The organism is Aeromicrobium sp. UC242_57, from assembly GCF_044452305.1.
GTDB lineage: Bacteria > Actinomycetota > Actinomycetes > Propionibacteriales > Nocardioidaceae > Aeromicrobium.
Window position 1 is genome coordinate 1,225,379 of record NZ_JBIOAM010000005.1, and the last position, 18,569, is coordinate 1,243,947.

Here is an 18,569-nt window from a genome sequence, read left to right on the forward strand (position 1 = left end):
ATGTGATACGTTCGAGATCTAATTCATAGTGGTCGTTACAGAAAGAGATTCTCATGCAGTTGAACAACGCCGTCGTGCTGGTGACCGGAGCCAACCGAGGGATCGGTGCGGAGTTCGTCGCCCAGCTCAAGCAGCGCGGAGCGTCCAAGATCTACGCCGCCTCGCGCGACGGCGCCATCGACGTGGACGGCGTCGAGCCCATCAAGCTCGACATCACCGACCCCGCGCAGATCCAAGCCGCAGCGGCCGCGGCAGGCGATGTGCAGGTGCTGATCAACAATGCAGGCATCTCGACCGGCACCTCGGTCGTCTCCGGCGACGTGGCCGACATCCGTCGCGAGATGGACACCAACTTCTTCGGTCCGCTGCTCATGACCCAGGCGTTCGCCCCGATCCTCAAGGCCAACGGGGGAGGCGCCATCGTCAACGTCGTCTCGGCGCTGTCATGGTTCACCCTCCCGACCGCCGGCGCCTACGCCGCGTCCAAGGCAGCGGCGTGGAGCCTCACCGACAGCACGCGGCTCGAGCTCGCCGACCAGGGCACGCAGGTCGTCGGCGTGCACATGGGTCTCGTCGACACCGACATGACTGCGGGCACCGACGCCCCGAAGATCTCGCCCGCGTCCCTGGCCGCAGCTGGTCTCGACGCGATCGAGTCGGGCACCGACGAGGTGCTGGGCGACGACTGGGCCAAGCTCGTGAAGTCGGGCCTCACCCTGACCCCCTCGGAGCGGTACGCGCAGCTGTTCGCAGCACTGTCCGGCAGCTGACCGCTTCGCCGCACCCGGTAACCTCACCGATGGTCATCCCACACATCGAGAGGTTCCCCCACACATGAAGAACGTGTTCACCGCCGGCGGTCACGACAACCTCTCCACAGCCCTCGTGACGGTTGCCGTGGCGCTGCTCGTCATCGGCGTCCTGGCAGGCGTGCACTTGTTCATGAAGGACCACTCGCGTGCCGCGGGGCTCGTGGCGTCGCTGGCCTTCGCCGGCGCGGTGGTGGCGTTCATCTGCTCGACCGACGCCGTGCTGGTCGATTCCGACGCGCGAGTGGACGCCTTCGTCAGCGCTGCCCAGTCCACCTACGGTCTGACCCTGACGCAGGAGGACGGTGAGCGGGCCTACCAGGCTTACCGATCTGGGGATGGCTCCTTCAAGGTTGAGGTCGAGGGCTCCCAGTACCTGCTGGGCTTGTCAGACAAGGGCGACGACCTCGTGCTGCTGATCCTCGGCGCCGAGCCGAGCGGCAGCTGACGATCAGCCTGGTTCAGTAGGCCTCGTCGCCGCCACGACGCAAGTAGGGTTGCTCGCGCGTCGACAGGTCTCGCCCCAGCCTCTGCACTTTGTCCACAGCCCGCGATCGCAGCGAAAAGGGGTGTCGGTGGGGGGTGTCTAGGTTGGATGTATGGCCACCGAAACCGCTGCTCCGATCGACGTCGTGACCGGCGTCGTGCGTGAGCGGGCGCGTGCCGAGGCGCGTGAGGTGGTGGCGATGCTCGACTACCGAGATCGTGAGCTGGAACGCATCGCCGCGTCGGGGGAGTCTGCGATGAAGCGGTTCACCGAGCGTGGCGCGATCGCGATGGCTATCGGTGAGGCATCGGGGCTGAGCGAGGGGCAGGTGCAGCACCGGTTGTCGGTCGCCGACACGGTGCGCGACCAGTCGCCGACATCGTGGGAAGCCTTCGTGGACGGGCGGATCGATCTGGTGCGGATGCGCGAGATCGGGCACACGATCGATCAGCTGAAGCGGGCCGAGTCGGTCCACCGGCTCGACCGCAGGGTCGTCGAGTATGCCGAGACGCACACGGCCGCTGAGTTGCGAAGCTGGTTGAAGGCGTTCGTGCGGCGGGTCGAGGCTGATCTGGCGATCGAGCGGGCCGAAGAAGAACGGGACAAGCGGCACGTGTCGATCAAGCATGGTGAAGACTCCATGGGCTGGTTGAACGCCTATCTGCCGTCGCACGAGCTGGCAGCGATCCAAGACCGGTACCGCAAGGCCGCCCGACGCCCGGCTGGTCCTGATGACGAGCGCACGATCGCCCAGCGTGAGGCCGATCTGCTGGTGGCGTGGTGCACCGAGTCCGAAGCCGCCGCCTCGGCGGTTGACGCGAACATCGCGGTCACCGTGGGTGCGGATGTGCTGGCGGGGTTCAACCCCGGGTTCGCCGAGTCGTCCGATGGTCGGTGGGGCGTCCCCGCCAGCTGGATCGCCGCGGTCGTCGGCTCAGGGTCGACGTTCTGGCACCGGATCGTGGTCGATCCGGTCACCGACGACGTCCTGGCTCATGAGTACGTCGGACGGCTGGCACCAGACATCCTCAAGATCGCGTTGGCTTTCCTGCACGGAACGTGCCAAGCACCGGGGTGCATGGTGCCGGCCAATCTGTGCGACTTCGATCATCGACAACCGTTTCCTGAAGGCCCGACCACGGGTGACAACCTGGGCCCGTTCTGCCGACGACATCACGGCTACAAGGGTCACGGCCTCCTGCGCTGGACCACCAGACCCGAGCCGGTCACCCCGGCAGCATGACCCCACACCCGCGCTGGCTGCCGTACGTCGCCCGCAGCTGCGTCTTCAGCAGCTTCCCGCTCGCGTTCAACGGCAGCGCATCGACGAATGCCACCGACACCGGGCACTTGAAGTGCGCCATGTGATCGCGTGACCAGGCAATCGAGCTCTGCCTCGGCGACCGAGGCGCCGGGCTTCAGCACGACGACCGCGATTGGCGACTCGCCCCACTTCTCTGACGGCACACCGACGACAGCGACCTGCGCGATCGCCGGATGCTCGGTCAGGATGCTCTCGACCTCGGCCGGGTAGACGTTCTCTCCGCCCGACACGATCATGTCCTTGAGCCGGTCGTGCAGGTAGAGGTAGCCGTCGGCGTCGAATGATCCGCCGTCGCCAGAGCGCAGCCAGCCGTCAGCCGTGATCGACGCGTCCGTGGCGGTCGGGTTGCGCCAGTAGCGGCGCATGACGTGGCCGCCGCCGATCAGCACCTCGCCGCGCACGCCGACCGGCACGTCTTCGAGCGTCTCGGGGTCGACGATGCGCACCGGGACGTTCGGCATGGGCTTGCCGACCGATCGGAGGCGGTGCGTCGTCTCACCGGTGACGAGGTGGTCTTCTGGCAGCAGCATCGTGACGCCGCCGGTCGACTCGGTCAGGCCGTAGCTCTGCAGGAACTTGCAGCCCAGCACTGCCGTGGCCTCGCGCAGCACCGGTTCGGGCATCGGCGCAGCGCCGTAGATCATGTAGCGCAGGTGCGACCAGTCGCCCTCGCGCGCCTGCGGCAGCGACATCAGGAACTGGATGACGGTCGGCACCGCCACGGCGTGGGTGACTTTGTCTTCCTGCAAGATCTGGCAGGCCTCGGCCGGCGAGGCCGGGTTGCGCAGCAGCAGAGCGGCGCCGTTGAGGTTGCTGACCAGCGCCAGCCCCAGGCCGGAGACGTGGAAGAACGGGATGGGCGCCAGCGCGACGGCGGTCGTGTCGAGCTCGAGCAGGTAGTGCATCGCCGCGAGAGCCTTGCCGAGGTTGGAGCCAGTCGGCTCGATGCCCTTGGGGCGACCAGTGGTGCCGGAGCTGTAGAACATCAGCGCCGTGTCGTGCGGTCCGCGCGAGAACCCAGGGTCCTCGTCGCTGACGCCGTCGAGCCAGCTGTCCCAGCCCGTCGACGAAGGTCCGTCCTCGACCGTCACGACAGTCTTGACGCCAGGAGCCGCAGCGGCCATGGGTGCCAGCCGTTCCTGGTCGCGTCCGAGCACGACGACGGACGGCTCGCTGTGGCTCAAGATGTACTCGACCTCGGGCACCGCGAGCCGGAAGTTGAGCGCAGTCGGGATCGCGCCCATCTTCGAGGCGCCGTACAGCACCGCGAGGAATGACGGCGCGTTCTCGCCGACGTACGACACCCGGTCGCCGGGGCCGACGCCATCGCGCAGCAGCGCCTGGGCGACCCGGTTGGACTCGCGGTCGAGCTCGGCGAACGACGTCCGGCCCGTCGGTTGGATGACCGCAGGCAGGTCGGGCGTCGCAGCAGCGCGCAAGCGGATGATGTCTTCGAGGCGTTCGACGCGGGTGCCGTCGGGATGCAGCGAGTACTCGGGGTCGAGATACTCCGGCGGCGTCGGAGTCAGCGCCGGTGTCATCGGTCCATCCGGAACGGTGCGAAGACCGGTGGCTCGAAGATGCCGGCCGGGGCAGCGACGACGGCCTCGATGGCGCGCAGCGCAGGTCCGGCGGTGACGTACTGGCCAGCCGTGGTGCGGACACCGGGCTCGTCGGGCTCGACAAGGTTGAGCGTCACGATCATCTCGGGCTTGCCCTTGAAGTGGATCGTCCACTCGTCGCGGCCGGCGTACTGCGGCAGGTCGGGCTCCATGGTCCAGATGATCGCCAAGGTCAGGAACGGCTTGCCGTCGACGATCGCGTGCCAGCGCCACTCGGTGCTGCCGACCGTTCCGGCAGCGATGTGACCTGCGGCGACGTCGAGGTCGCGGCTCGCCGGGACGACCTTGTGATCGGGTCGCACCTCGTCGTACGTCACGCCCATCTGCTCGCACATGAACGCGATCGTCTCGAGGTAGAGCGCGGCGTACAGGGTCGGCAGCGGCCCAGAACCGTCGAGGCTTCGCGGGGTCTGAGCCCATGCCCATGACGGTGAACGCGAAGTCGGGGTCGGGCATCCGGCGCGCGTCGAGCACCTCGTCGATCGTGATGCTGTCGAGGGTGACGCTGGCACCGGTCAGGCCGAGTGCGAGGCGTTCGCCGATGATGCCGGGGCTGACGCCGACACCGAACAGGGTGCTGTTGCCCTCGTGGCACGCGTCGAGGAACAGCTTCTCGCGCTCCGATCCGTGCGCACGCGGGAAGTGCTGGCCAGCCGTCGTGATGACGTTGATGCCGGCGCGCAGCAGCGTCAGCAGATCTTCGTCGTGCTTCTCGTACGGCACCTGAAGGCGTGGCGCATGCATGACGACCTGTGGCCGGGTCGCGATGAGCTCGTCGAGGTCACGCGTCGCGATGACGCCGGTCGCGTCACGTCGGGCGATGTCGCCGGCGTCGCGACCGACCTTCTTGTCGCCGTAGACGTACAGGCCGACCAGCTGCGAGGTCGGGCCGGTCGATGACGCCGCGCATGATGGTCTTGCCGACGGCGCCGGTCGCCCACTGGGCAACCCGGATGGGTGCGGCGCTCATGCCTTGGTGCTCAGGTCGGTGACGAACAGCAGCTGCCGAGCCCGCGCTCGTAGCGGACCGGGTCGAGCGCGAGCCGCGCACGCGACTCGAACGCCATGCGGTCGGTGTCGCAGGTCCAGTCGCCGCGCGACATGGCCTTGAACCCGGCGACCGCGATGGTGCGGGGATCTTCCTTGTTCCCGTCGACGTGCGAGGCCATGCGGGTGTCGACCGAGCCGACGATCAGCGAGGTGACCGTGATGCCGTCGGGCTCGAGCTCGGCCCGCGCGATGCCGCCGAGGTAGAGCGCGGCGGCCTTGGCGGGGGAGTAGCCGCCCATGAACGCGGTCGGTGCGATCGCGGCGACCGACAGGACGTTGACGATCGAGCCGCCACCGTTCGCGGCCAGCACGGGCGCGAAGGCGCGGGTCGTCGCCAGGGGGCCGAAGTAGTTGACTTCCATCTCGCGGCGCGCGGCGTCGGCGTCGGACGCCTTCACGAGGCGGTCGCCGGCGTGCAGTCCGGCGTTGTTGATCAGGACGTTGGCGTCGCTGCAGTGGGCTGCGGCGGCCGCGATGTCGTCACTGCTGGTGACCTCGAGCTGGACGGGCTCGGCGCCGGTGGCGGCCAGCTCAGGGGTGATGTCGTTGGTGTCGCGCACACCGGCGTAGACCTTGGCTGCGCCGCGGGCGAGCGCTTCCTGCACGAATGCCAGACCGATTCCGCGGTTGGCGCCGGTGACGACGATGCGGGCGCCCTCCACGGGCGCTCCCTTCAGGGCAGACACAAGCAGGTGTCCTTTCGATCGGGCGAAGAAGTCGTTGACCACTCGCTCTGTTTACTGTAGTAAGGTGTATCACACTGTTAACTGAAGTGTCACGAGGTGAGTGCTGTCATGACGATTACCCGCGGACTCCATCCCGCATCCAAGGTCCAGGACTACCGCGAACGTGGCTGGTGGTCCGACGAGACCGTCGATCAGCTGTTCCGCCACCAGGTCGAGACCCGCGGCGACGAGCTCGCCGTCGTCGATCCGCCAACCGCGCGGCACTGACCGGCACGGAGCCCCGTCGTCTCACCTGGAACGAGCTCGACGCCGAGGCAACCGCCCTCGCCGACCGCCTCCTCGCGCTCGGCCTGCACCGTGGCGACGTGCTGGGCGTCCAGATCCCCAACACGATCGAGCTCGTCGAGGTCTACGTCGCCGCCTGGATGATCGGCGTCGTCGTCTCTCCGCTGCCGATGCAGTACCGCGAACGCGAGATCGTCGGCATGGCGACGCAGGCCGAGTTCAAGGCCTTCGTGACCGTCCCGCAGTTCGGTGCACGCTCGCCGCTCGGCGACATCCAGGCCGCTCGTGCGCAGATGCCGTCGGTCGAGGCGCTCATCGCGTACGGTCCGCACGCCGAGGTCATGACCGACGTGCCCGAGGGCATCCTGCACATCGCCCCGACCCCCGCCACGGCTGAGCAGCGTTCGCGCGTCGACGAGCAGGTCGCCGCAGACCCCAACGACCCCAACGACTGCCTCACGATCTGCTGGACGTCCGGCACCGAGAGCGAGCCCAAGGGCGTTCCGCGTTGCCACTACGACTGGCTCGCGATCAGCTGGGCGACCGTCGAGGTTCCCGCCGTCACGGCCGACGACGTGCTGCTCAACCCGTTCCCGATGGTCAACATGGCCGGCATCAACGGCATGTTCCTGCCGTGGCTGCGGACCGGCTGCGTCCTCGTGCAGCACCACCCCTTCGACCTGCCGACCTTCCTCGGCCAGATCGCGACCGAACGCGTGACGTACACCGTCGCGCCCCCGGCGCTGCTGTGGATGCTGCTGCACAACGAAGAGCTGCTCGCCAAGGTCGACCTGAGTAGCCTGACCCGCATCGGCTCGGGCTCAGTGCCCCTGCAGCCGACCATGGTGCGTGGATGGCAGGAGAAGTTCGGCATCGGCGTCATCAACTTCTTCGGTTCCAACGAGGGTATCGGCCTGCTGTCGAGCCCCGAGGACTTCCCGGATCCGAGCGACCGCGCGCAGTACTTCCCGCGCTACGGCACCCCCGGCGTCACGTGGTCGAGCCGGGTGTCCGAATGGGTCGGTGTCCGCCTCGTCGACCTCGACACCGGCGAGGACATCACCGAGAACGGACGCAGCGGCGGCTGCGCATCAGCGGTCCGACGGTCTTCGCGGGCTACCTGCACGGCGAGAAGCGGCCCAGCCCCTTCGACGAGCAGGGCTACCTCAAGACCGGTGACCTGTTCGAGATCGCCGGTGACAAGAGCCAGTACCTGCACTACCTCGACCGGGCCAAGGACCTGGTGATCCGTGGCGGCATGAACATCGCCCCCGTCGAGCTCGAAGGGCTCATCGCCGAACACCCCGCCGTCGTCGACGTCGCCGTGATCGGTGATCCCGACGAGGTGCTCGGCGAGCGCATCGCCGCCGTCGTGACCCTCGCGCAGGGCGCCTCGCTGACCTTGGAAGAGCTCATCGAGTTCCTCCGAGCCAAGAAGATCGCGTCGTTCAAGCTGCCCGAGCGCCTCGACATCCGCGACGAGATGCCCCGCAACCCCGTCGGCAAGATCCTCAAGCGCGAGCTGCGCATCACCACCTAGAAGGAGCACCATGAACGATCAGGAAAAGCTCGACCTCGCCCAGACGATGTTCGCCGCGTGGGACGCGATGGACTGGGACGCCGTCACCGACCTGTTCGCCGAGAACGGCGTGCTGCACAGCGTCATGCACGAGCCGTTGGTCGGCAAGGACGCCGTCGGTGAGCGCATTGCGCTGCTCGGCAGCAAGGCCACGAGCATGAAGCTGCAGATCGAGGCGCTCGGCGTCATCGGTGGGCGCGTGTTCGTGCAGCGTGTCGACGTCTTCGACTTCGACGGCAACCACGGCGAGGTGCCGGTCGTCGGCATCATGTCGATGGAGGATGGCAAGGTCACCGAGTGGCTCGAGTACTACGACCGTCCGACGCTGCTCGCCGGCATGGGCATCAAGGAAGACTTCGGTCACTGACGGAGCTCTAGGATGTCGGCATGAAGGTGAGCGAGCGACGTCACCGTGCCACGAACGAGCATCCATCGCATGCGGAGTGGAACCAGCTGGCGGCGGACAGCAATGCCCAAGTCCGAAAAGCCGTCGCCAGCCGGGCCGATGCGCCGCCTGAGGCGCTGGTCGCCCTGGCGGCGGATCCGGTCAGAAGTGTCAGGGAGGCGCTCGTCGAAAACCCGAGCTGCCCGCCGGCCGCCTTGGCCCAGCCGTCGCAGATGCTGACGCCTACATCAGTCGTGAAGCCGTCCAGCACCCACGGACGACCGCAGAGTGCCTCGCGATGGTCGCATCCAGCGGCACCACCTCGGCGAGGCGTGCTCTCGCGCAATTGGCTCACGCAGATCTCGAAATGTCAGCGACGCTGGCAGATGATCACGACTGGCATGTGCGGGAAGAGCTGGCCTGGGCCACGACGCACCCAGAAATCTTGGAGCGGCTCCTGGGCGACGTCCACCCGCAGGTCCGGGGCATGGTGGCCAGGAACCCGAAAATCACGAGCTCTCAGCGACGCGCGCTGGCGAAGGACCCCCAGGCCGTCACCCGGGCCATCGTGGCCACCTGTGAGAACTGTCCAGACGACATACTGTTCGAGCTCGCTCAAGACAAGTCCGCCAACGTAAGGTTCTGCCTCACTCTGCACGGCAAGAACCGGCCGCTGATGGAGCTTCTCATGAACGACTCCGACAGCACGGTCGCCGACACTGCTCGCAGCAGCCTGAGTCGACCCCCGCTCTCGGGTGCGGAACTATTTCCATGAGCGACTGGCGGCTCGGCGGGCTATCGCCGTCGCGGCGACAAGTGCCGCGGCGGCGAACAGGTAGGTGACGAGCAGCCCTGTCTCCAGGGCGTCCTTGGAGGCAGTAGTGACGTCGGCAGTTCCCGCTGCCGTCGTGTAGATCAGGCCCATCGCTGACGCGCCCGTGACCATGCCGATGTTGCGGGCCAGGTTGAGCGTGCCCGAGGCGACGCCGCGGCGGCTCGGGTCGATCGATCCGAGCACGGCGGTGTTGTTCGCCGCGAGGAACAGCTGATATCCCGGCGCCAGGAGCACCGTGCCGGCCATGTACCCGGCCACGCCGAGCCATCCAGGAAGCAGGGCGAGCGCGCCGGCGCCTGCGGTCATCAACGCCAGGCCCACCGAGGTCATGCGGGCTGGGCCGAGGGTGTCGACGATCCGTCCGGCGATGAACCCCGTGCATGCCGAGGCGACGGGTCCGGCCGCCATGACGAGCCCGATCTGTCCGCTGCTGAGGCCGAGCGCGCCGCCCAGGAAGAAGGGACCGACGACGAGCGTGCTCATCATGACGGTGCCGACGATGAAGTTCAGCAGGCCGCCGACACCGAGCGCGCTGCCGCGGAGCAACGACGGCGGCAGCATGGGAGCCGTGCTTCGTTGCTCGACGGCGAAGAAGGCCGACAGGATCACGGTCGCGCCGACCAGGAGGGCGCCGGTCGTCCAGAGGGAGACATCGAGGGTCAGTGCCACGGCGTAGGTGGCGACGCCGCTGGTGAGCAGGAGAACTCCGGGGAGATCGAGACGTGATGGCGTGGGTGACGAACCGGTCAGGGCAAAGGTCGACGCGAGGGCGGCCGTGAGTGCGCCGAGCCCTGCCATGACCCAGAAGATCGGCTGCCAGCCCGCCCACGAGATCAGCAGCCCACCCGCTGCCGGGCCTGAGGCCGTGCCGACTGCTCCGATCGTCCCGAGCAGCCCCATCATGGAGCCCGTGCGACCTGCTGACGCGATGTCGCGGCCGATCGCGAGAGGAAGCGCCATCATGACGGCGGCGCCCGCGCCCTGAACCGCGCGGGCGAGCACCAAGACCGACAGCGACGGTGCCACGGCGGCGGCGACAGATGCGGTGGCGAAGACGACAGTGCCCAGGAGCAGGGCGCGGGGGCGCCCCATCCGATCGCCGAGGAATCCGGCGGCTCCGCTCGTGGCGGTCATCGCGATCAGGTACGCGAGTGCCACCCACTGAGCGTCGGCGAAGCTGCCCCCGAAGGCAGAGGCGAGCACGGGCAGCGCGACGTTCGCGGCGCTCGTCCCCACCGACGCACTCAGGACGCTCAAGATGAGCACCGTCATGAGCGACCTGCTGCGCTGTACCGACTCTGTTCTCATGCCTCCACCGTCACCCAGGCGCATTCAAAATCGCAAAGAATTTTGCTGTTTCTGGGACGATCTGCTCTGATGGGCGGATGGACACATCAGCGTCGAGGATCGATCAGACCCTGAATCAGGTTGCTCCCCGGCTTCAAGAGCTGCCGGCCCGGTCGGGCCTCAGCCTCAGCGAGGTCTCGACGACCACCGGCATCTCCACGAGCACGCTCTCGCGGTTGGAGACCGGCCAGCGCAGGCCGAGCCTCGAGCTGCTCCTGCCCCTCGCGCAGCTCTACCGGCTGTCGCTCGACGACCTCGTCGGCAGCCCAGAGACCGGTGACCCCCGCATCCGGCTGCGGCCCCGGCGCGTGAACGGACGCACTGTCGTGCCACTCACCCGGCAGCCTGGCCGGCGGCACGCCTGGAAGATCATCGTTCCCCGCACCACCGTGACTCCGTCGCTGTCGACGCATCGCGGATCGGCCTGGATCTACGTGCTGTCCGGACGACTCCGGCTGATCGTGGGTACCCGAGATCTACGCCTGGGCGCTGGGGAAGTTGCCGAGTTCGACACCCGTACCCCGCACTGGTTCGGCAGCGACGGCGAGTTTGACGCCGAGGTGCTCACGATCTTCGGTGAGGGCGGAAGTGTGGGCGCCACGGACGAGGACGTCGCCCTTCGGCACCTGGACGAGGTGCTGGGCGGGGCATAGCCTTCGGTGGTTGAGGTGCGGAGGCCGCTTGCGGCCGAAGCCTCGAAACCACGACGGCTTCGAGGCTTCGCTTCGCTCCTCAACCAGCAGGAGGCGTCTTCTTCCGGCGACTGGCCAGCCCTGGCAGTGCGGCGTAGTCGCCACGAATCAGCGCTTCGCGCTTCTTGCGTGACCAGCCTTGCACCTTCTTCTCCGCTGCAAACGCCTCAGTGACCAACGCGAACTCGTGCGCATAGGCGAGTTTTACCGGGAGACGTCGCTTGGTGTACTCAGCGCCGAGGCCCTGGTTGTGCATCCAGAGTCGGTGTTCAAGGTTGCGAGTGCTTCCGACGTAGTAGGAACCGTCGGAGCACTCAAGGATGTACATGTGGGGCATCACTGCACAGAACCTGAGGACGACGCGATGCGTCCAGTGCGTCATCCACAGGGGGCGGTGGTTTTTCGAGGCTTCGCTTCGCTCCGCACCTCAACCAACGGGGTGGCTAGAACGTCGGGTCGGTCCACCAGGGGTAGGACGCGGGAGCGTCGTCGGGCAGGCGTCCGGGGAACTGCGGCGACCGCTTCTCCAGGAACGGCTGATCCCTTCGACGACGTCGGCGCTCGCACCGAGCTCGAGGTTGAGCCGGGAGTCGACGCGGTGGGCGTCCATCGGGTGATCGGATCCGGCGAACCGCCACAGCATCTGCCGGATCATGCCGACCGCGACCGGGGCGGTGTTGTCGGCGATCTCGCGGGCCAGCGCGTAGGCCGCCGGCAACAGGTCGTCGGCCGCGTGGACGCTGCGGACCAGGCCGGCGTCGAGCGCTTCGGCCGACGAGACCATCCGGCCGGTGTACATCCACTCGGCGGCGGTGCTGATGCCGACCTTCTTGGGCAGGAACCACGTCGAGCATGCCTCGGGGACGATGCCGCGCTTGGCGAACACGAAGCCGAACCGGGCCGACTCGGCGGCCATGATGAAGTCCATCGGCAGCAGCATCGTGGCACCGAGGCCGGCGGCCACACCGTTGACGGCACCGATGACGGGCTTGGTCGACTCGAAGATCTTGAGCGTGATGAGGCCGCCCTCGTCGCGGAACTCCGCGGCGTCGTCGGTGCGGCCCTCGATGTCGAGCGCCTTCGACCCACCCGACAGGTCGGCGCCCGCGCAGTAGGCCTTGCCGCGACCGGTCACGACGACGACCCGGACGTCCGGGTCCTTGTCGGTCTCGGCGAAGACGTCCGCGAGCTCGGCGCACATCTGCAACGTGATCGAGTTCATCGCTTCAGGGCGGTTGAGCTCGATCGTCGCGATCTGGTCGGCAACGGTGTAGACGAGGGTCTCGTACGTCATGTCAGCTCCTGGTGGCGGTGGGCAGGCCGAGCGCGTTGAAGCGTTCGTGGGCCGCGAGGTACTCGACCTCGAGCCGGTCGACGACCTGGGAGACGGGCTCGATCGCATGGATCGTCTGGAGTCCCTGACCGGCCGCCCAGATGTCCTTCCACTTCTTGTCGGGTGACTCCTTCGAGTCATAGTTACGTGCGGTCGGGGCGACCAGGTTGTCGGGGTCGAGCCCGTTGGCGATCAGGCTCGGACGCAGCCACGACGCATCCGTCCCGGTGATTCCGGCGCTGACGATCAGGTCGTCCGGGCCGTGGTCGACGATCATCTGCTTGTACTCCTGTGGCGCCAGGCTCTCGACCGTCGGCAGGAACCGGGTGCCCATGTAGACCAGGTCGGCGCCGGCCGCGATCGCACCGGCGACTCCATGACCGTCGGTGATGCCGCCGCCAACGGTGATGATCCCGTCGAAGTCTTCGCGGACTGCTGAGATGAATGCGAACGGCGACAGGTAGCCGGTGTGTCCGCCAGCGCCGCTGGACACGCACGCCAGACCGTCGACGCCCAGTGCCGCGGCCTTGCGGGCCAGCTTGATGTTGACGACGTCGGCGATCACGATGCCGCCGTAGCCCTTGACGGTCTCCATGACCGGGGCGGGCGAGCCGAGGGCCGTGATGACGATGGGCGGCTGGTGCTCCGCGACGAGTGTGAGGTCGTCAGCCAGGCGGGTGTTGGTGCTGTGGGTCACGAGGTTGAGCGCCCACGGGGCGACGATCGTGTCGGGTTGGCTGTCGGTGGCGCCGCGCAGGGCGTCGTTGATCGTTCCCATCCACTTGTCGAGCTCTTTCGGCGGTCCGGCAGTTGGGTGCCGGGAAGGAACCGACGACCCCCGAGGTGCACGCAGCGATCACCAGCTCGGGTCCGGAGATCAAGAACATGGGCGCCGCCACGACGGGCAGGCGGACCGGGTGGGCCAATCGGGTCTTCATGGTGTCCTTTGCTGGGGTGCGGAATGGTCGAGCGGCTCTGACAAGCCGCGAAACTCGGGGGAGCGACGTTCCATGAAGCTCGTGACACCTTCACGGAAGTCGTCGGAGGCCAAGAAGCCGTCGAGCACTGCGTCGACCTCGACGACGGTCTGGGCGAGGGAGCGTTCGCGGCTCGTCCACAGGCGTTCCTTGATGTGCGCCATCGAGGTCGGCGAACAGCTGGCCGCGATGTCGTGGGCGATCTGCATCGCACGGCCCAGGGGGTCGGGGTCGGTCTCGGTGACGACGCCGAGTCTCTGCGCCTCGGTGCCGTCGAACGTCCGACCGGTCAGCAGCAGCTCGTGGGCCGTGGCGGCGCCGGCGATGCGTTCGAGCAGCCACTCTCCGCCGTGCATCGCGGGCAGGCCCCGTCGCGCGAAGGCCGTCGACAGGCGGGCGTCGGGGGCGGCGACCCTGATGTCGCACATCAGCGCCTGGACCAGGCCGATGCCGGCGCAGGGTCCGTCGATCGCGGCGATCATGGGCTTGCGGATCATGCTGGGAAACCACTCGGGCCAGACGATCTCGGCGGCGAGCGGGTTGGTCGTGCCGGTCTCGGTGTACGTCGTGAGGGCCTGGGTGTCGGCGCCGGGGCAGAACGCGCCGGCCGCTCCGGGTCAGGACGATGACCCGGACGTCGGGATCGGCGGAGGCTTCGGCAAGTGCCGTGTAGTACGCCGACTGCATCGGCACGGTCCAGGCGTTCTTGCGCTGGGGACGGTTGAGCGTGAGCGTCTGCACTCCGCCGTCATGGCTGATGAGGAGGGGTTCCGAGTCGCTCATGCGCGACTATCGCTGTTGAAGCGAGAGGAATCAGTCACTGATCCGGTTGCTAGCGGTTTCATGGTCTCCTCCGGGACGGTTTGGTTTATTGTGCCCTGGTTCTGGGTCCATGGCTAGTCACTTGCTATCTAGTAGTTTTAATTCTACTCAACTAGGATGTGCTCAGCTTCAGCCACGGTCGAGGAGGTCGAGAACGATGCGTCTGTTCCCAGACGAGGTCGCTGCCACGTTCCATCAGGAGGGGTGGTGGACAGGCCGGACCTGGCCCGACCTGGTCGATCAGCACCGCCTGGCGATACCCGACCGCACCGCACTGATCGACGCGCCGAACCGCCAGACCTACCTGCACGGCGAGCCCCGACGGCTCACGTGGAGCGACGTCGGCGACCAGGTCGACCGGTTGGCCCGCGTCCTGTTCGCACACGGGGTTCGCCGCGACGTCGTGGTCGGCGTCCAGCTGCCCAACTGCGTCGAGCTTCCGCTCGTCTTCCTGGCAGCGGCACGCCTCGGCGCGATCGTGACTCCCTTCCCGGTGCAGTACCAACGCCACGAGCTGCAAGGCATGGGAGAGGCGGCCGGCGTCCAGGTGTTCGTCTCGGCCAACCGTGCCGTCGGACGCGACTTCGCGGCTGAGCTCGTCCTGCTGTCTGACGAGATCCAGTCGCTGCACACCGTGCTGGCCTTCGGGCCCGACGAGGTGGCCGGAGCCGGTCAGCTCGACACGCTGATGGCATCCGCCGGAACCGACCCGGCCGAGCTTCGCTCCTACCTCGACGGCCTCGACCAGGACTCCAACGACTGCGTGACCCTGATGTGGACGTCGGGCACCGAAGGCAAGCCCAAGGGAGTGCCGCGGGCGTACGGCGACTGGGAGGTGCTCGCTGGCGCGTGCGCACAGTCGCCCCGGCTGACCGCAGAAGACGTCCTGCTCAACCCGTTCCCGATGGTCAACGGCGGCGGCCTCGCCGGCATGTTCCTGCCATGGCTGGCGCTCGGCTCGACCCTCGTGCAGCACCACCCCTTCGACCTCGACGTGTTCATCGGCCAGATCGAGGCCGAGAAGGTCACCTACACGTGCGCCCCGCCGCTCGTCCTCGACACCCTCGTCGCCGACGAGCGTGCGTTCACCGAGCACGACCTGTCGACGTTGCGCGCCGTCGGATCCGGATCGGCCCCGCTGTCAGGGTGGATGATCGCCCGCTGGGAGACCGATCACGGCGTCGAGGTGCTCAACCTGTTCGGCTCCAACGAGGGCGGCCTGCTGTTCGCCGACCCCGAGACCGTCCCCGATCCGTCGCAGCGCGGCCGGTTCTTCCCGCGGTACGGCGTGCCCGACATGCCCTACCGGATCGACGTCGCCCGCGCCATGAGTGGACGACTCGTGAGCCTCGAGGACGGCCACGAGATCACCGAGCCCGGCAAGCCCGGAGAGCTGCGGCTGAAGGGGCCGACGATCTTCGCCGGCTACTGGAACCAAGGTCGCCACGGCTTCGACGAGGACGGCTGGTTCTGCACCGGCGACGTGTTCGAGATCAGTGGCGACAACCCCGACTACCTGACGCACGTCGACCGGGCCAAGGACCTCATCATCCGTGGCGGGTTCAAGATCTCTGCCGCCGAGCTCGAAGGCCTCGTCATCGCCGACGAGCGCGTCGCCGCAGTGGCTGCCGTCGCGATGCCCGACGAACGTCTCGGCGAACGGGTCTGCCTGTTCGTCGTCCCGCGGGTCGCCGGTCAGGCGCCGACGCTCGTCGACGTCATCGCTGCCCTCGCCGAGAAGGGCGTCGCCAAGTTCAAGTGGCCCGAACGCCTCGAGATCGTCGACGATCTGCCGCGCAACGCGATCGGCAAGATCCTCAAGCGCGATCTGCGCTCCCGCCTCGCCCAGCCCGAAGACCGCCAGCTACAGGAGAACTCATGACCGTACTGCCCCGTATCCGCCAGGTCGTCGTGCTCGTGCCCGACCTCGAGGAGACGCTGGCCCAGTGCCGCGACATCTTCGGCAACGCGACGGGCACGCGCGACGCCGAGTCGATGGCCGAGCTCGGCTTCGAGCACGAGGTGCTGTCGTTCGGCGACACCTTCCTCGAGGTGTGTGCCCCGCTGACGGCCGACTCGGTCGGTGGTCGCCTCGTGGAGCGCAAGGGCGCCGTCGGCTACATGCTCGTCGTGCAGGTCGCCGACCAGCAGGTCGTCATCGACCGTGCCGCCGACCTGGGCATCGCCCCGCTGTTCGCCCAAGACTTCGAGGGCAACCGGATCTCGCAGTGGCACCCCAAGTCGCTCGGCACGTTGGCCGAGATCGACCAGGTCGAGCCCGCCGAGAGCTGGCACTTCGCGCCCCGGATCTTCGACGCGGCGTGCACTGATGTGGTTCGCGACATCGTGGGTGCCGAGCTGGCTACCCCGGATCCTGAGGCCATGGCGAAGGTGTGGTCGCAGGTGCTCGACCTGCCGCTGAGCGATCCGACGACGTTGCCCTTGGGTGAGACGGTGCTGCGGTTCGTCCCGGCCGGCGAGGCGACGGGCCTGGTTGCGGTCGACGTCGCAGCGGCGGATGCTGCGCGAGTGGGCGACGTCGAGCGCATCGGTGGTGTCGACTTCAGGTTCGTCGCAGACGTGGAGGTGGCTCGATGACCGAGTTCGTCCGCTATGCCGTCGAGGACGGTCTGGCGATCATCACGATCGATCGTCCCGAGAAGCGCAATGCGCTGAGCTACGCGATGTACGACGCGCTGCGCGACTTCACGCATGCTGCCGAGGCTGATGCATCGGTGCGGGCGATCGTGCTGACCGCCGTGCCGGGACAGTTCTGCGCCGGCACCGACCTGACCGAGCTGCACGACGTCGAACCTGGGACGAAGGGCGCCGACCGGCCGGGCCATACCGACGGACGGCACTGGTTCTTCCACGACTCGACCAAGCCCGTCATCGCCGCCATTGACGGCCCGGCGGCAGGCCTCGGCGTCGAGCTGGCGACGCAGTGCGACTTCCGGATCGCGTCGACGCGGGCCCGCTTCTCGTGGATCTTCGTGCAGCGCGGTCTCGTGCCCGACACGGGCGCCGGCACCTGGATCCTGCCGCGACTGGTCGGGCCACAGATGGCCAAGCGCCTGGTGTTCTCCGGTGACTTCATCGACGCCGCCGAGGCGCAGCGCATCGGTTTCGTGCTCGACGTCGTGGAGCCTGACGAGCTGGCCGATGCTGCCCGGGCGTTGGCGCTGAGCGTGTCGAGCGGTTCGCCGTTCGCGACGCAGCGGGTCAAGCAGCTGATCAACGAGTCGTCGTCGAAGTCGCGCGACGAGCACCTGGTCAGCCACGTCGCGGCCATGACGGAGTGCCAGCTGTCGGATGATCACCGCGAGGGCGTCGCAGCGTTTCTGGAGAAGCGGCCGGCCGTCTTCACCGGGCGTTGAGTCGGCGTCCTGAGACCCAACCAGCTGCCCGGAGGGCCTGCTCGACCTGGGTGAAGAAGGCGTCTTCCGCGACGCGAAGTCCCAGCAAGGGCAGGCGTAGCACCGTCAGCGATTGCAGGCTGAGGTCGTTCTGGCGCAACGCGTCGTCGACCACTGACGTCGCCCAGGTGTGGTGGATACCGTCGATCTCCAGCACGAGCCGAAAGGTCGTCCAGAAGACGTCGAGGTAGTACTTCTTGTCCTTGGCGCGCCGCACGGCCTGCCTGTCGGGGACGGGAAGTCCCCGCTGGCGGCACATCGTGGCGACGTCGAGCTCTCCCAACGACTCGACGCCACCAAGCAGGTCGAGCACGACACGTTCGAGGAACCGCCGGCGCCTGTCGCGACGGACGTCCAGCAACGCTTGCGCGACCTGTTCGGCGGTCGCGAGACGTTGCTGCACGGTCATGGTCAGGATCAACGCCGCCTGCCGGTCGCTCACCGCCCAGAGCGCGGCCCGAATGGCGGCGATCGGTGTCCTGACCCGAGGGATTCCGGCTTTGACGACGTCGTCCGGACGAAGCCTGCGAGTCTGTCGGACGTCTGAGACCGATGAGCGGAGCACCTTGGCACCGCGCGGGATCGACACTCGGATGAGATCGACGTCGAACCCGGTGAGTCCGGCCGCGAGCAGCGAGCCGGTCCCGTCGAGAACGGCTCGCGTCCCAGCCTCGATGACGGCGTGCCACCGCAGCGCTTTGGCGTCGAGCGGCCCGGTGTGGATGCAGATGGTCTGCCGGTGGTGCTGCTTCCACCGGCCTGCCCGTACCTCGGCGGCGATGTCCCAGCGGGTCAGGCCGAGGGCGAGGATCTGGCGTCGGGACAGGACACCGTTCTGGGCATGGGCGAGTGCGCGGACAGCGGATACGCGTTCGAATCGTGTGGTCATGGCCAGAAGATGGCCGCTGAATCCCGCTTTG

Annotated in this window: 21 protein-coding genes and 2 pseudogenes; 14 read left to right on the forward strand and 9 right to left on the reverse strand. The window is 67.8% G+C overall.

What is annotated here, in order from left to right; all coding sequences use genetic code 11:
• Positions 1-53 precede the first annotated feature (53 nt).
• From ACHMWU_RS29305 to ACHMWU_RS29315, 3 genes are all read left to right on the forward strand, one after another.
• On the forward strand, positions 54-770 hold the full coding sequence (locus ACHMWU_RS29305; protein WP_396048985.1) for an SDR family oxidoreductase: 717 nt from the start codon (positions 54-56) through the stop codon (positions 768-770).
• A 64-nt stretch (positions 771-834) separates the two neighbouring features.
• Entirely contained in the window at positions 835-1,257 is a 423-nt protein-coding gene (locus ACHMWU_RS29310) for a hypothetical protein (protein WP_396048986.1), read from the forward strand.
• Positions 1,258-1,408: 151 nt separating this feature from the next.
• Complete coding sequence (locus ACHMWU_RS29315) at positions 1,409-2,539, forward strand: DUF222 domain-containing protein (protein ID WP_396048987.1); 1,131 nt, start codon at positions 1,409-1,411, stop codon at positions 2,537-2,539.
• On the opposite strand, the gene ACHMWU_RS29320 is transcribed toward ACHMWU_RS29315, so the two are convergent.
• Together ACHMWU_RS29320 and ACHMWU_RS29325 are read right to left on the reverse strand one after the other, a co-directional pair.
• Positions 2,485-4,161 carry an AMP-binding protein gene (locus ACHMWU_RS29320; RefSeq protein WP_396048989.1) on the reverse strand — a complete coding sequence of 559 codons (1,677 nt, stop codon included), beginning with the start codon at positions 4,159-4,161 and terminating at the stop codon, positions 2,485-2,487. The genes ACHMWU_RS29315 and ACHMWU_RS29320 overlap by 55 nt on opposite strands.
• A complete protein-coding gene (locus tag ACHMWU_RS29325; protein WP_396048990.1) occupies positions 4,158-4,754 on the reverse strand; it encodes a hypothetical protein in 597 nt (198 codons plus the stop codon). Before ACHMWU_RS29325 ends, ACHMWU_RS29320 begins: the two co-directional genes overlap by 4 nt.
• Before the next feature lie 115 nt (positions 4,755-4,869).
• Here ACHMWU_RS29325 and ACHMWU_RS29330 point away from each other — a divergent pair, with 115 nt between their 5' ends.
• The gene (locus ACHMWU_RS29330) at positions 4,870-5,142 is read left to right on the forward strand and encodes a hypothetical protein (RefSeq protein ID WP_396048991.1); all 273 of its coding nucleotides are present in this window, start codon (positions 4,870-4,872) and stop codon (positions 5,140-5,142) included.
• 80 nt (positions 5,143-5,222) lie between these two features.
• On the opposite strand, the gene ACHMWU_RS29335 is transcribed toward ACHMWU_RS29330, so the two are convergent.
• Positions 5,223-5,954, reverse strand: a complete 732-nt coding sequence (locus ACHMWU_RS29335; RefSeq protein WP_396048992.1) for an SDR family oxidoreductase — start codon at positions 5,952-5,954, stop codon at positions 5,223-5,225.
• Between the two features lie 132 nt (positions 5,955-6,086).
• On the opposite strand from ACHMWU_RS29335, the gene ACHMWU_RS29340 reads away from it, so the two are divergent.
• The 6 genes and pseudogenes from ACHMWU_RS29340 to ACHMWU_RS29365 all read left to right on the forward strand — a co-directional run bounded on the left by ACHMWU_RS29340 (position 6,087) and on the right by ACHMWU_RS29365 (position 9,002).
• Positions 6,087-6,245, forward strand: a complete 159-nt coding sequence (locus tag ACHMWU_RS29340; RefSeq protein ID WP_396048994.1) for a hypothetical protein — start codon at positions 6,087-6,089, stop codon at positions 6,243-6,245.
• Complete coding sequence (locus tag ACHMWU_RS29345; RefSeq protein WP_396049284.1) at positions 6,242-7,510, forward strand: AMP-binding protein; 1,269 nt, start codon at positions 6,242-6,244, stop codon at positions 7,508-7,510. Before ACHMWU_RS29340 ends, ACHMWU_RS29345 begins: the two co-directional genes overlap by 4 nt.
• Positions 7,507-7,803: a hypothetical protein gene (locus ACHMWU_RS29350; RefSeq protein ID WP_396048995.1), complete on the forward strand. Its 297-nt coding sequence runs from the start codon at positions 7,507-7,509 to the stop codon at positions 7,801-7,803. Before ACHMWU_RS29345 ends, ACHMWU_RS29350 begins: the two co-directional genes overlap by 4 nt.
• 10 nt (positions 7,804-7,813) lie before the next feature.
• Positions 7,814-8,209: a nuclear transport factor 2 family protein gene (locus tag ACHMWU_RS29355; protein ID WP_396048997.1), complete on the forward strand. Its 396-nt coding sequence runs from the start codon at positions 7,814-7,816 to the stop codon at positions 8,207-8,209.
• A 20-nt stretch (positions 8,210-8,229) separates the two neighbouring features.
• Positions 8,230-8,379 (forward strand): annotated as a pseudogene (locus tag ACHMWU_RS29360) (hypothetical protein); the annotation flags it as partial.
• A 146-nt stretch (positions 8,380-8,525) separates the two neighbouring features.
• Entirely contained in the window at positions 8,526-9,002 is a 477-nt protein-coding gene (locus ACHMWU_RS29365; RefSeq protein WP_396049324.1) for a hypothetical protein, read from the forward strand.
• Here the strand turns inward: ACHMWU_RS29365 and ACHMWU_RS29370 are convergent.
• Entirely contained in the window at positions 8,991-10,370 is a 1,380-nt protein-coding gene (locus ACHMWU_RS29370) for an MFS transporter (protein WP_396048998.1), read from the reverse strand. The genes ACHMWU_RS29365 and ACHMWU_RS29370 overlap by 12 nt on opposite strands.
• Before the next feature lie 77 nt (positions 10,371-10,447).
• Here ACHMWU_RS29370 and ACHMWU_RS29375 point away from each other — a divergent pair, with 77 nt between their 5' ends.
• Positions 10,448-11,062, forward strand: a complete 615-nt coding sequence (locus ACHMWU_RS29375; protein ID WP_396048999.1) for a cupin domain-containing protein — start codon at positions 10,448-10,450, stop codon at positions 11,060-11,062.
• A 79-nt stretch (positions 11,063-11,141) separates the two neighbouring features.
• Here ACHMWU_RS29375 and ACHMWU_RS29380 read toward each other — a convergent pair whose 3' ends face one another.
• From ACHMWU_RS29380 to ACHMWU_RS29395, 4 genes and pseudogenes are all read right to left on the reverse strand, one after another.
• Positions 11,142-11,429 (reverse strand): GIY-YIG nuclease family protein, encoded by a 288-nt coding sequence (locus ACHMWU_RS29380; protein WP_396049000.1) that lies wholly within the window; start codon positions 11,427-11,429, stop codon positions 11,142-11,144.
• 99 nt (positions 11,430-11,528) lie between these two features.
• Positions 11,529-12,395: an enoyl-CoA hydratase-related protein gene (locus tag ACHMWU_RS29385; RefSeq protein ID WP_396049001.1), complete on the reverse strand. Its 867-nt coding sequence runs from the start codon at positions 12,393-12,395 to the stop codon at positions 11,529-11,531.
• A gap of 1 nt (position 12,396) precedes the next feature.
• The gene (locus ACHMWU_RS29390; RefSeq protein WP_396049003.1) at positions 12,397-13,212 is read right to left on the reverse strand and encodes an NAD(P)H-dependent flavin oxidoreductase; all 816 of its coding nucleotides are present in this window, start codon (positions 13,210-13,212) and stop codon (positions 12,397-12,399) included.
• A 156-nt stretch (positions 13,213-13,368) separates the two neighbouring features.
• Positions 13,369-14,010 (reverse strand): annotated as a pseudogene (locus tag ACHMWU_RS29395) (enoyl-CoA hydratase-related protein); the annotation flags it as partial.
• 380 nt (positions 14,011-14,390) lie between these two features.
• Between ACHMWU_RS29395 and ACHMWU_RS29400 the strand changes: the two are divergent.
• The 3 genes from ACHMWU_RS29400 to ACHMWU_RS29410 are packed head-to-tail and all read left to right on the forward strand — an operon-like array spanning position 14,391 to position 17,610.
• Positions 14,391-16,115, forward strand: coding sequence for a class I adenylate-forming enzyme family protein (locus ACHMWU_RS29400; protein ID WP_396049004.1), 1,725 nt, complete (start codon positions 14,391-14,393; stop codon positions 16,113-16,115).
• Entirely contained in the window at positions 16,112-16,831 is a 720-nt protein-coding gene (locus ACHMWU_RS29405; protein ID WP_396049005.1) for a VOC family protein, read from the forward strand. Before ACHMWU_RS29400 ends, ACHMWU_RS29405 begins: the two co-directional genes overlap by 4 nt.
• Positions 16,828-17,610 (forward strand): enoyl-CoA hydratase/isomerase family protein, encoded by a 783-nt coding sequence (locus ACHMWU_RS29410; protein ID WP_396049006.1) that lies wholly within the window; start codon positions 16,828-16,830, stop codon positions 17,608-17,610. Before ACHMWU_RS29405 ends, ACHMWU_RS29410 begins: the two co-directional genes overlap by 4 nt.
• Here the strand turns inward: ACHMWU_RS29410 and ACHMWU_RS29415 are convergent.
• Complete coding sequence (locus ACHMWU_RS29415) at positions 17,597-18,538, reverse strand: hypothetical protein (RefSeq protein WP_396049007.1); 942 nt, start codon at positions 18,536-18,538, stop codon at positions 17,597-17,599. The two genes, ACHMWU_RS29410 and ACHMWU_RS29415, sit on opposite strands and share 14 nt — an antisense overlap.
• Between the last annotated feature and the right edge of the window lie 31 nt (positions 18,539-18,569).